Below are 12,950 nucleotides of genomic sequence, written 5' to 3'. Positions count from 1 at the left end.
GCATTCAGGAGCGTCGAGATGAGTGTCGAAGAAAAGCGTATTCGCGAGTTTGCGTATCAGATCTGGGAGTCGGAGGGTAAGCCGGCGGGCCAGGAGGACCGTCATTGGCAGATGGCACGCAAGCTGGCCGAGGCCGAGGCATTGGCGCCAAAGGCCGCGCCTCGCAAGAAGGCGGCGGCCAAGCCGAAGGTAGCGGCGCCGGTGGAGAAACCGGTGGCAGCCAAGAAACCGCGGGCGGTGAAAAAGCCCGCTGCCGGCTGATTACTCCACTGGCCTCTTCGCGGGTAAACCCGCTCCCACAGGGGAGTTGCATGCACCTGTGGGAGCGGGTTTACCCGCGAAGAGGCCCGCATTGACACCCAGGCAACGCCCCGGACCATGAGGACCGCCATGAGCCCCCGCACCCCGAAGAAGACCCGCTCCGTCGCCCCGTCGCGCATCCGCGAAGGCCTGCCCTTTCCGCTCGGCGCCACCTGGGACGGCCTGGGGGTCAACTTCGCGCTGTTCTCGGCCAACGCCACCAAGGTCGAGCTGTGCTTGTTCGATCCCAGCGGCGAGGAGGAAATCGAGCGCATCGAGCTGCCCGAGTACACCGACGAGATCTACCACGGCTACCTGCCCGACGCCCACCCGGGCCTGGTCTACGGCTACCGTGTGCACGGCCCCTACGAGCCCGAGAACGGCCACCGCTTCAACCCCAACAAACTGCTGATCGACCCCTATGCCAAGCAGCTGGTCGGCACGCTGAAGTGGTCTGAGGCGCTGTTCGGCTATACCATCGGCCACCCCGACGCCGACCTGTCGTTCGACGAGCGCGACAGCGCGCCGTTCGTGCCCAAGTGCAAGGTCATCGACCCGGCCTTCACCTGGGGCCGCGACCAGCGCGTGTCGATCCCCTGGGAGCGCACGATCATCTACGAGGCCCACACCCGCGGCATCAGCATGCGCCACCCGGCGGTGCCCGAGCACCTGCGCGGCACCTTCGCCGGGCTTGCCAACGACGAGCTGCTGGCGCATATCAAGGAACTCGGCGTGTCGAGCATCGAGCTGCTGCCGATCCACGCCTTCGTCAACGACCAGCACCTGCTGGACAAGGGCCTGAACAACTACTGGGGCTACAACAGCATCGCCTTCTTCGCGCCCCATCCGCGCTACCTGGCCAGCGGCAAGATCGCCGAGTTCAAGGAAATGGTCGCGCACCTGCACGACGCCGGGCTCGAGGTGATCCTCGACGTGGTCTACAACCACACCGCCGAGGGCAACGAACGCGGCCCGACCCTGTCGATGCGCGGCATCGACAACGCCTCGTACTACCGCCTGATGCCCGACGACCGGCGTTTCTACATCAATGATTCGGGCACCGGCAACACCCTCGACCTGAGCCACCCCCGGGTGCTGCAACTGGTCACCGATTCGCTGCGCTACTGGGCCGGCGAGATGCACGTGGACGGCTTTCGCTTCGACCTGGCGACCATTCTCGGCCGCTATCACGACGGCTACAGCGAGCGTCACGGTTTTCTCGTCGCCTGCCGCCAGGACCCGATGCTCAGCCAGACCAAGCTGATCGCCGAACCTTGGGACTGCGGCCCGGGCGGCTACCAGGTGGGCAACTTCGCCCCCGGCTGGGCCGAGTGGAACGATCGCTTCCGCGACACCGTGCGCAGCTTCTGGAAGGGCGACGAAGGCATGCTCGCCGACTTCGCCTCGCGCATCACCGCCTCGGGCGACCTGTTCAACAACCGTGGCCGGCGTCCCTATGCCTCGGTCAACTTCGTCACCGCCCATGACGGTTTCACCCTGCGCGACCTGGTGTCGTACAACGACAAGCACAACGAGGACAACGACGAGAACAACCAGGACGGCACCAACAACAACCTGTCGTGGAACTGCGGCGTCGAAGGCCCCACCGACGACCCGGCGATCAACGCCCTGCGCATGCGCCAGATGCGCAACTACTTCGCCACCTTGCTGCTGGCCCAGGGCACGCCGATGATCGTCGCCGGCGACGAGTTCAGCCGCACCCAGCACGGCAACAACAACGCCTACTGCCAGGACAGCGAGATCGGCTGGGTGAACTGGGACCTGGATGAGGATGGCAAGGCGCTGATGGCCTTCGTCAGGCGCCTGACCCGCCTGCGCCTGGCCTACCCGATCCTGCGCCGCTCGCGCTTTCTGGTCGGCGACTACAACGAGGCGATCGGGGTCAAGGACGTCACCTGGCTGGCCCCGGATGCCAGCGAGATGACCGTCGAGCAGTGGGAGGACCCGCACGGGCGCTGCCTGGGCATGCTGATGGACGGCCGCGCCCAGGTCAGCGGCATCGCCCGGCCGGGCGCCGAGGCAACCATGCTGTTGATTGTCAACGCCTATCACGACGTGGTGCCGTTCACCCTGCCGGCGGTGCCGGAGGGCGACTACTGGAGCTGCCTGGTGGACACCGACCGACCCGAGCTGCGCAAGCCGCAGCACCTGGCGTTCGACACGGTGTTCGAGGTCAAGGGGCGGTCGTTGCTGTTGCTGGTGCTGCAGCGGGAGGAGGACTGAACCGGCAATGGGCGTTTTCGGTCCTACACTGCGTGGGATAGGGCTTCGTGGGAGCGGGCTTGCCCCGCGATGAGGGCCGAGAAGGCCATCGAGCTGTTCAGTTGGCCCCCATCGCGGGGCAAGCCCGCTCCCACGAAACCCGCCCCCGCAACGGGATTTACCAACAGGAGCCGTCGTGAGCAGTCCAGGTTTCGCCAACGTCAACCAGGCCCCGGCCGTGCATCGGGTCAAGGTGCTGACGGTCAACACCCACAAGGGCTTCACCGCCTTCAACCGGCGCTTCATCCTGCCGGAGCTGCGCGAGGCGGTGCGCAGCACCGAGGCCGACATCGTGTTCCTCCAGGAAGTGCTCGGCAGCCACGACCGCCATGCCGCGCGCTACCCCGGCTGGCCACGGACCTCGCAGTACGAGTTCCTCGCCGACAGCATGTGGAGCGACTTCGCCTACGGCCGCAACGCAGTCTACCCAGACGGCCACCACGGCAACGCGCTGCTGTCCAAGTACCCGATCATCGAACACCGCAACCTCGACGTGTCGATCACCGGCCCCGAGCGCCGCGGCCTGCTGCACTGCGTACTGGACCTGCCCGGGCAGCGCCAGGTGCATGCCATCTGCGTGCACCTGTCGTTGCTCGAGCGTCACCGCCAGCAACAGCTGCACCTGCTGCGCCGACTGCTCGACGCCCTGCCCGCCGACGCCCCGGTGATCATCGCCGGCGACTTCAACGACTGGCAGCTGCGCGGCAACCACACCCTCGGGCTGCAGCACGGCCTGCACGAGGCCTTCGAGCGCCACCACGGCCTGCTGGCCCGCACCTACCCCGCGCGCCTGCCGCTGCTGCGCCTGGACCGCATCTACCTGCGCAACGCCGATAGCCACGCACCGAGAATCCTTGGCAACAAGCCCTGGACCCACCTCTCCGACCATCTGCCGCTGGCGGTAGAAGTGCGGTTGTAGCAACGATTCGGCATAGCCGCAGGGCGGCAAATCACCATTATCGATATGCGTCTTTCAAATTTTCGAAAATTCAACAGGTTGAACAGTCAAACAGGCATTTTGCGATCCGTTCACGCTTTCTTGACGCAAGCGCCGTCCTCTCCTTAGCTGAACAGTAATCACCAGACGTAAAAACTCGTGCCGGGCCTCTAGCGCGCGCCCTCGTGCGCTCTGCAGAAGGCTGGTGCGCTGGTACCTGTCGCCCCCTGTTCTTGTCGTACAGCTCGTGACATCAGGCCAGGTCTTGGGCTGTTCACTCATACATCAACAGGAGATCCGCCATGAAAAGCACCTCGAATCCCTCGCGCTTCGACGCTTTTTTCTGTGCGGTTTCCACGTCGCTGCTCTTGGCAACCCCGGTGGAAACCTTCGCCTTCGAATCGCAGGAGGGCGAACCCTTCGCCCCCGTCCTGGCGCAGCCCGAGGTGCCGCGATTGTCGCTCGATCCGGTCAGCGTCAGCGGCCTCAACCAGGGCCTGCTCAGCGCCTTCTCCGAGCGCATGGGTGAACGTCATGGCCAGCCCGACAGCGACCATATCGCCAGCCAGTGGGCGCAGTTCTTCCCCGGCGCGCCGCGCCCGGGCGCCCAGCCGCCGGCGCAGGTGGAGGCGCCCAGCCAGCAGATGATGATCGGACCGGACTTGTTCGTGCGTGAAACCAGCGGCGGCAACGTGCACCGCGCGGGGATCTTCGTCGGCCACAACAACCTGCAGAGCACCTTCAACGGCATGCGCCCGCTGCTGGGCGACAAGCAGCGCGACGCGGTCAACCTCAGCGGCGAGAGCCTGGGCGTGTACTGGAGCATGACCCACGAGCAGGGCTGGCACGTGGACGCCGTGGCCATGGGCACGCGCATCGACGTCAACGGCCGCTCCCAGGCCGGCCAGCGGCTCGATGACAGCGGCCACGCGATGACCTTCTCGGTGGAGGGCGGCTACCCCATCGGCCTGGGCGCCGGCTGGGTGATCGAGCCCCAGGCGCAGTTGATCAACCAGCAGTTCTTCCCCGGTAGCCAGGTGCAGGAGGAAACCCTGCAGGCCTTCGACAGCCAGCCCAGCTGGAGCGGCCGGGTCGGTGCCAAGCTGTCGGCGCGCTACGAAGTGCGCGGCATGCCCATCGAACCCTATGTGCGCACCAACGTCTGGTACGACTTCAGCAACGCCGACCCGGTGAAGCTGGACCAGGTCGACAAGATCTCCAGCTCGCGCAGCGCCGCCACGGTGGAACTGGGCTTGGGCCTGGTGGCGCGGGTGACGCCGAACGTGGCGCTGTTCGTCAGTGCCGACTACAGCTCCGATGTGGATGACAATGACCTGAACGGGTTGATTGGCAGCCTGGGGGTCAGGATGCGTTGGTAGACAACCACCGCACTCCTGTAGGAGCGGCCTTGTGCCGCGAAAGGGCCGCAAAGCGGCCCCACGATTTCAGCGTTGATGCATCAATAGCCGGGGCTGCTTTGCAGCCCTTTCGCGGCACAAGGCCGCTCCTACAGGGAGAGAGAAACCCATCAGGCCGGCTTCATCACCAACACCCCCAACGGCGGCAGGTTCAGCGCCAGCGACAATGGCTGGCCATGGCTGGCGATCGCCTCGCTGGCCACCGCCCCCAGGTTCCCCACGTTCGACCCGGCATACAGCTCGGCATCGCTATTGAGCAATTCTTGCCAGTGCTCGCCAAACGGCACGCCAATGCGGTAACCCTCCCGCGGCACCGGCGTGAAGTTGGCCACCACCAGCAGTGGCTCGCCCTGGCTGCTCCAGCGCAACCAGGCGTACACGCTGTTATGCGCGTCGTCGCCGATCAGCCACTGGAAGCCCTGGGGCTGGCAGTCCAGCTCGTGCAACGCCGGCAGTTCGCGGTACAGGCGGTTGAGGTCGGCCACCAGCTTCTGCACGCCCTGGTGCTCGGAGTACTGCAGCAGGTACCAGTCCAGTTGCTGGTCATGGTTCCACTCGCGCCACTGGCCGAACTCGCAGCCCATGAACAGCAGCTTCTTGCCCGGGTGGGTCCACATGAACGCCAGGTACGCCCGCAGGTTGGCGAACTTCTGCCAGCGATCGCCGGGCATCTTGTCGATCAGCGAATGCTTGCCGTGGACCACTTCGTCGTGGGAGATCGGCAGGATGAAATGCTCGGAATAGGCGTAGATCAGCCCGAAACTCATCTCGTTGTGGTGGTAGGTTCGGTGCACCGGATCGTTCTGGATGTAGTGCAGGGTGTCGTGCATCCAGCCCATGTTCCACTTGTAGGCGAAGCCCAGGCCGCCCTGCTGCACCGGCTGGCTGACGCCGGGCCAGGCGGTGGACTCCTCGGCGATGATCAACGCGCCCGGCGCCTCATGGGCGGCGACGCCGTTGAGGTGGCGGATGAAGTCGATGGCCTCGAGGTTCTCGCGCCCGCCGTGGCGGTTGGGCACCCATTCGCCGGCCTTGCGCGAATAATCGCGGTAAAGCATCGAGGCCACCGCGTCCACGCGCAGGCCGTCGATGTGGAAGTGCTTGAGCCAGTGCAGCGCCGAGGCCAGCATGAAGCCGCGCACCTCGTTGCGACCGAGGTTGTAGATCAGCGTGTTCCAGTCCTGGTGGAAGCCTTCCAGCGGGTTGTCGTACTCGTACAGCGCGGTGCCGTCGAAGCGCGCCAGGCCATGCTCGTCGGTGGGGAAATGCGCCGGCACCCAGTCGAGGAGCACGCCGATGCCGCCCTGGTGGCAGGCATCGACGAAGAAGGCGAAGTCCTCGGCGCTGCCATAGCGCGAGGTCGGCGCGAACAGCGACAGCGGCTGGTAGCCCCAGGAGCCGCCGAAGGGGTGTTCCATGATCGGCATCAGTTCGATATGGGTGAAGCCCAGCTCCTGCACGTAGGGCACCAGGCGCTCGGCCAGCTCGCGCCAGTTGTAGAAGCGCGCGACTTCGCCGGCATCGTCCAGCTCGCAGCGCCAGGAGCCGACGTGCAGTTCGTAGATCGACAGCGGCGCGCTGTAGGCATGCCGTTGGGCGCGCTGCTCCATCCACTGGCCATCGCGCCAGTCGTGGGCCAGGGCACCGGCCACCTTCGAGGCGGTGCTCGGCGGCAGTTCGGTGGCACGGGCCAGGGGGTCGGCCTTGAGTGGCAGCACGCCGTCCGCGCCCAATACTTCGAACTTGTAAGTCTCGCCCACGCCGAGCCTGGGCACGAACAGCTCCCACACCCCGGCACCGTGGCGCAGGCGCATGGGGTGACGGCGGCCGTCCCAGTTGTTGAAGTCGCCGACCACCGACACCCGCCTGGCGTTGGGCGCCCAGACCGAGAAACACACCCCCGCGATGCCTTCCACTTGCGTCGGCTGGGCGCCGAAGCGCCCGGCCAGGTCGCGGTGGTTGCCTTCGGCGAACAGATGCATGTCCATGTCGCCCAGTTGCGGGCCAAAGCTGTAGGGGTCCTCGGTCACCTGCTCGCCGCCGGCCCAGCCGATCTGCAGCAGGTAGGCCTGTGCCTCATCGAGGTGCGCGGTGAACAGCCCCGGCACGCTGCCCTGCACCATTTCGGCAAGCACTTGCCCATCCTGGCGCGTCAGCAGTCGTGCATTCAGGGCATTAGGCAGGAAAGCGCGGACGAACAGGCCGCCCGCACCGTCGCCATGGGGACCCAGCACGGCAAATGGGTCGGCGTGCTCGGCGCGGACCAGGGCGTCGAGGTCCCGTTGCCGAAGGCCGCCGTTGTCACGCGTGGTTGCATTCATCTCACTGCCCCTTATCAAATTATTCAATGCTGCCCATCCGGGCCTCTGTGGGAGCGGGCTTGCCCGCGAAGCAGGCGACTTGGTACATGGCACCGGCTTTGCCGGTGTTCGCGGGCAAGCCCGCTCCCACAGAGATTCGTGTTCAACCTGGAATGGCTCACCCCTCCCCCCAGGTACTGATCAGTCCATGCAGACCATGCAAAGGCACGGCCAGCCAACTTGGCCGGTTTTCGGCTTCATAGGTGATTTCGTAGGCGGCCTTCTCCAGGCAGAACAGCTCCAGCGCCGCGCGTTCGCCCTCGGCCTGCTGCCAGGCGTGGGGCATGGCAGCGGTAGCCAGCCCGTAGGCTTCGACGAAGGCGTGACGCGACTGATGCAGGTACTGCCGGGCGACCCGCTGCCGGGCCTGGCGCGCCGCGTCGGACAGGTCGACCGCCGAGGCGCTGCGCAGGATCATCGCAGCAGCATAGTCGAAGGAGCGCAGCACGCCGCTGACATCCTTGTACGGGCTGTGTTTCGCCCGGCGCTCGTCCAGCGGGCGCGCCGGCTCGCCCTCGAAATCGATCAGGTAGGCGTCGCCCTGCACCACCAGCACCTGGCCCAGGTGCAGGTCGCCGTGCACGCGCATCAGCAGGCCGCCCCGGGCCTGCCGGGCGAGGTTGTCGACGTGCTGCTGCAGGCCTTCACGCTGTTGCTGCAGGTCGTCGACCAGGGCCTGGCTGTCGCGGTCCAGGGTATCGCGGTGCTGGGCCAGCAGGTCGAGGGCACGGGTCAGGTCGGCGCTGATCTGCCGGCTCCAGCGCTCGCTGTCCTGGGCATCGCTCGGACGAGACTGGAACGCCTTGTCGTCGCTCGGCGCGGCCAGCAGCAGATGCATCTCGCCCAGGCGTTGGCCGAGCAAGGCGGCGAAGCCGGTCAGCTCGGCCAGGGCATCGGTATGCGCCTCCTGTTCGACGCTACCCGGTTCCATCTGGTCGCGAATCGCCCGTTCCAGGGTGTTCTGCGTCCAATCCCAGGCGTCGCCCTGGTTGCTCAGGTAGCCCTGGGCGATCATCAGCAGATGGGGCTGGCCACTGTCATCGACACGGCTGATCCAGGCCAGCAGGGGCGAGATATTGGCAAAGCCCGCAGCGGTCAGGTAGGCGCTCATCTCAAGCTCCGGATGCACCCCCGGGTTCACCCGGCGGATCAGCTTGAGCACCAGGCTGCCGCCGACCACCACCGAGCTGTTGGACTGCTCGGCGCCCAGGTAGCGCACCTCGCTCTGCTCATCGAGCTGCAGCGCGGCCAATGCCTCGGTGCGATGGAAATGCAGCTCGCCCAGGCCATCGCCACAGGGCAGGCGCAGGCCCTCCTGGCAGCCCTTGAGCACGGCGCGAATGAACGGTTCGAGCACGAAGGCATCGGTGATCAGCCCCACCTGGCGGCCACGGCGCACCCGCGACAGCGCCAGTTGCTGAGGCAGCGCCGCGTTGATCTGCTCCTCCGGCAGCAGGCCGAAGGGCAACTGGTAGTGAGTGACGACGCCCTCGCTGTACACCTCCAGCTCGGCGAGCAGCACCGGCAGCGCCGTGGTGGCGAAGCGCACGCCATAGCTCAGGCGTACCTGGTCAATGGGCCCTTCCTTGCCGGCAAACCAGCGGCGCTTGGGCAGGTATTGCGGCAGGATGGATGCCTGCAAGGTCTCGCGCGATGGCGACTCGAGCAGCTCCTCCATGCGCTTGCGCAGCACCAGGGTGGTCAGCTCGGGCAGACCCTCGGCAGGCTGGACATGCCAGCTCGGCATGCGGTCGTGGCTGGCCAGCAGGAACCAGTAGAAACCATAGGGCGGCAGGGTCAGCAGGAACGGCAGCTGGCCGATGGGCGGGAAGGCGCTGCCGCCGAGCATTTCCACTGGCACCTTGCCGGCGTACTGCGACAACTCCAGTTCCGCCGCCTGGGCCGCCCGCGAGACATTGGCCACGCACAGCACAATCTCGCTGTTGCCGTCGGCATCGGTGTATTCGCGGATATAGGCGAGAATCCGTCGATTGCTCGGCGTCAGCATCTTCATGCTGCCCCGGCCAAAGGCTTTCTGCTGGCTGCGCACCGCCAGCAGGCGGCGGTTCCAGTTGAGCAATGAATGCGGGTCGTGGGCCTGGGCCTCGACGTTGATGGTCTGGTAGCCGTACAGCGGGTCCATGATCGGCGGCAGCACCAGGCGCTGCGGATCGGCCCGGGAGAAACCGCCGTTGCGGTCCGGCGACCATTGCATGGGCGTGCGCACGCCGTCGCGGTCGCCCAGGTAGATGTTGTCGCCCATGCCCAGCTCGTCGCCGTAGTACAGGGTCGGGGTGCCGGGCATCGACAGCAGCAGGCTGGTCAGCAGTTCGATGCGCCGCCGGTCGCGCTGCAGCAACGGCGCCAGGCGCCGGCGGATGCCGAGGTTGATGCGCGCGCGGCGGTCCTCGGCGTAGTAGTTCCACAGGTAGTCGCGCTCGCGGTCGGTGACCATCTCCAGGGTCAGTTCATCGTGGTTGCGCAGGAAGATCGCCCATTGGCAGTTGGCCGGGATCTCCGGGGTCTGGCGCAGGATATCGGTGATCGGGAAGCGGTCCTCCATGGCCAGGGCCATGTACATGCGCGGCATCAACGGGAAGTGGAAGGCCATGTGGCATTCGTCGCCGTCGCCTTCACCGAAGTACGGGCGGGTGTCCTCCGGCCACTGGTTGGCCTCGGCCAGCAGCATGCGGTCGGGGTAGTTGGCGTCGATCTCGGCGCGGATGGCCTTGAGCACGGTGTGGGTTTCGGGGAGGTTCTCGTTGTTGGTGCCGTCGCGCTCGATCAGGTACGGGATGGCATCCAGGCGCAGGCCGTCGACGCCGATGTCGAGCCAGTAGCGCATCACGCCGATCACGGCCTTGAGCACTTGCGGGTTGTCGAAGTTCAGGTCCGGCTGGTGCGAGTAGAAGCGGTGCCAGAAATACTGGCCGGCGACCGGGTCCCAGGTCCAGTTGGACTTCTCGGTGTCGAGGAAGATGATCCGTGTGCCGTCGTACTTTTGCTCGTCGTCGGACCACACGTAGAAGTCCCGGGCCTTGCTGCCGCGCCTGGCGTGGCGGGCGCGCTGGAACCAGGGGTGCTGGTCGGAGGTGTGGTTGATGACAAGCTCCGTGATCACCCGCAGGCCGCGCTTGTGGGCCTCGGCGATGAAGCGCCTGGCATCGGCGAGGCTGCCGTAGTCCGGGTGCACGGCCTTGTACTCGGCGATGTCGTAGCCGTCGTCGCGCCGGGGCGAGGGGTAGAACGGCAGCAGCCAGAGGGTGTTGACGCCAAGTTCGGCGATGTAGTCGAGCTTGCCGATAAGCCCTGCGAAATCGCCGATGCCGTCGTTGTTGGAATCGAAGAACGATTTCACGTGCAACTGGTAGATCACCGCGTCCTTGTACCACAGCGGATCGTCGATGAAGGCTGCCGGGCGGGAACGCTTGGCCATGTGCGACTCCTTTCATTTTCCGGTTCGGCACACTCCCTGTAGGAGCGGCCTTGTGCCGCGAAAGGGCTGCGTAGCAGCCCCAGCAATCTGTCATGTCGCTAAGAACCTGGGGCCGCTTCGCGCCCCTTTCGCGGCACAAGGCCGCTCCTACAGGGGATTAGCGGAGCTTCTCGATGCGCCAGATACCAAACGGCTGGTGCCACGGTTCGATGCGCATCCACTGGGTCTTGCCATGCCAGGTCCAGCGGTGGCCATTCATCAGGTCCTCGCCCTGGGTGTCGGCGTTGTCGTCCAGCCCCAACTCCCACAACGGCAGCTCGAAACTGCCCTCCTGGGCGTTGTACGGATCGAGGCTGATGGCCACCAGGATGACGTTGTCACGCTCGGGCGTGCGCTTGGCGAAATACAGGATCTGATCGTTCCAGCAGTTGAGGAACACCACCCCCAGGTGAGTCTGCAGGGCGCGGTTCTGCCGGCGGATGCGGTTGAGCTGGGCGATTTCGGCGACGATGTTGCCGGGCTGGGTGAAATCGCGCGGGCGAATCTCGTATTTCTCCGAATCCAGGTACTCCTCCTTGCCCGGCAGCGGCGTGCCCTCGCACAGCTCGAAGCCCGAATACATGCCCCACAGGCCCGAGCCCATGGTTGCCAGCGCGGCGCGGATGAGAAAGCCGGGGCGGCCCGAGGTCTGCAGGAAGTACGGGTTGATGTCCGGCGTGTTGACGAAGAAGTTGGGCCGGTAGCACTGGCTCCACGGCGGCTGGTTGAGCTGCTCGAAGTACTCGCGCAGTTCCTGCTTGCTGTTGCGCCAGGTGAAATAGGTGTAGCTCTGGGCATAACCGACCTTGCCCAGGCGCGCCATCATCGCCGGGCGGGTGAAGGCCTCGGCGAGGAAGATCACCTCGGGATGCCGGCTGCGCACATTGGCGATCAGCCATTGCCAGAACGGCAGCGGCTTGGTGTGCGGGTTGTCGACGCGGAAGGTCTTCACGCCCTCCTCCACCCAGCCGACCACCACGTCGCGCAAGGCCAGCCACAGGCTCGGCACCGATTCGGGGGCGTAGAAGTCGACGTTGACGATGTCCTGGTACTTCTTCGGCGGGTTCTCGGCGTAACGGATGCTGCCGTCGGGGCGCCAACTGAACCAGCCGGGGTGCTCCGTGAGCCAGGGGTGGTCCTGGGAGCACTGGATGGCGAAGTCCAGGGCGATCTCCAGCCCATGCTCGGCGGCGGCGGCGACCAGCCGGCGGAAGTCCTCGCGGCTGCCCAGCTGTGGGTGTATGGCGTCGTGCCCGCCCTCGGGGCTGCCGATGGCGTAAGGGCTGCCGGGGTCGCCGGGCTCGGCCTGCAAGGCGTTGTTGCGGCCCTTGCGGTGCTTCATGCCGATGGGGTGGATCGGCGGGAAGTACAGCACGTCGAAGCCCATGTCGCGGATCATCGGCAGGCGCTGGTGCACGTCGTCGAAGGTGCCGTGGCGTTCGGCATCGTCAGTGATCGAGCGCGGGAACAGTTCGTACCAGCTGGCGAACAGCGCCGCCTCGCGGTCCACATCCAGGGGGAACTCGCGGCTGCGGGTGAGGTAGCTGCGGTGCTCGGCCTCGGCCATCAGCTGGGCCGCGTCGGGGTGCAGCAGCAACATCACCTGTTCATCCATCGGCAAATCCGGCAGGCGCTGTTGCAAGCTCTCGAGTTGCTCGCGCAAAAGCCCGTCGCTGCGCTCGATGCCCTGGCCCAGCAGCAGCCGGCCCTCCTCCAGTTCGAGTTTCACGTCCACACCGGCGGCGTACTTCTTCTCCAGGTCATGGCAGTAGGTGGCGAAAGGGTCGATCCAGGCCTCGATGCTGAACAGGTGCAAGCCCAGATCGGTGGGGGTGAAGTCCGCCAGCCACAGGTCGTTGCCCGGCGAGTGCATCGCCACGCAGTGCCAACGCCGGCTGTGGGCCTGGCGCCAGTTCAGGCTTACCGCCAGGCGGTCGTGGCCGTCGCTGTAGACCTTGGCCGTCACCTCGACCTTGTGCCCGCGCACCGCCTTGGCGGCGAAGGTGCCGCCGTCGAGCACCGGGCTTGCGTCCTCGATCACGATGCGCGGCGCCAGCAGCGCCTGGGACAGGCTGATGGCCTGGTCCGGGTGATCGTTGGCCATGGGCACGCTTTCGAACGGCTCTTTACCAGACATCGACCTGCTCCCCTGGGCTGGTGGCGGTAAGGGTTCAGAG

General features: G+C 66.1%; 7 protein-coding genes. 4 read left to right on the top strand and 3 right to left on the bottom strand.

Features of this window, described 5'->3' with window-relative positions:
• Positions 1-18 precede the first annotated feature (18 nt).
• The 4 genes from LU671_RS13495 to LU671_RS13480 all read left to right on the top strand — a co-directional run bounded on the left by LU671_RS13495 (position 19) and on the right by LU671_RS13480 (position 4,899).
• Positions 19-261, top strand: coding sequence for a DUF2934 domain-containing protein (locus tag LU671_RS13495; protein ID WP_203647330.1), 243 nt, complete (start codon positions 19-21; stop codon positions 259-261).
• Between the two features lie 129 nt (positions 262-390).
• Positions 391-2,544 (top strand): glycogen debranching protein GlgX, encoded by a 2,154-nt coding sequence (gene glgX, locus LU671_RS13490; protein WP_232855909.1) that lies wholly within the window; start codon positions 391-393, stop codon positions 2,542-2,544.
• Between the two features lie 175 nt (positions 2,545-2,719).
• Positions 2,720-3,502, top strand: coding sequence for an endonuclease/exonuclease/phosphatase family protein (locus tag LU671_RS13485; RefSeq protein WP_203647332.1), 783 nt, complete (start codon positions 2,720-2,722; stop codon positions 3,500-3,502).
• A 320-nt stretch (positions 3,503-3,822) separates the two neighbouring features.
• Positions 3,823-4,899, top strand: coding sequence for an autotransporter domain-containing protein (locus tag LU671_RS13480; RefSeq protein ID WP_232855908.1), 1,077 nt, complete (start codon positions 3,823-3,825; stop codon positions 4,897-4,899).
• Positions 4,900-5,048: 149 nt separating this feature from the next.
• Here LU671_RS13480 and glgB read toward each other — a convergent pair whose 3' ends face one another.
• From glgB to LU671_RS13465, 3 genes are all read right to left on the bottom strand, one after another.
• Positions 5,049-7,259 carry a 1,4-alpha-glucan branching protein GlgB gene (glgB, locus tag LU671_RS13475; RefSeq protein WP_232855907.1) on the bottom strand — a complete coding sequence of 737 codons (2,211 nt, stop codon included), beginning with the start codon at positions 7,257-7,259 and terminating at the stop codon, positions 5,049-5,051.
• Between the two features lie 157 nt (positions 7,260-7,416).
• Entirely contained in the window at positions 7,417-10,734 is a 3,318-nt protein-coding gene (gene treS, locus LU671_RS13470) for a maltose alpha-D-glucosyltransferase (protein WP_232855906.1), read from the bottom strand.
• Between the two features lie 157 nt (positions 10,735-10,891).
• The gene (locus LU671_RS13465; RefSeq protein ID WP_232855905.1) at positions 10,892-12,910 is read right to left on the bottom strand and encodes an alpha-1,4-glucan--maltose-1-phosphate maltosyltransferase; all 2,019 of its coding nucleotides are present in this window, start codon (positions 12,908-12,910) and stop codon (positions 10,892-10,894) included.
• Between the last annotated feature and the right edge of the window lie 40 nt (positions 12,911-12,950).

Origin of the sequence: Pseudomonas sp. NMI760_13, assembly GCF_021283245.1 — a bacterium.
GTDB lineage: Bacteria > Pseudomonadota > Gammaproteobacteria > Pseudomonadales > Pseudomonadaceae > Aquipseudomonas > Aquipseudomonas peradeniyensis.
The sequence above is the reverse complement of the archived record's forward strand: the minus strand, read 5'-3'. Positions and strand labels throughout refer to the sequence as shown.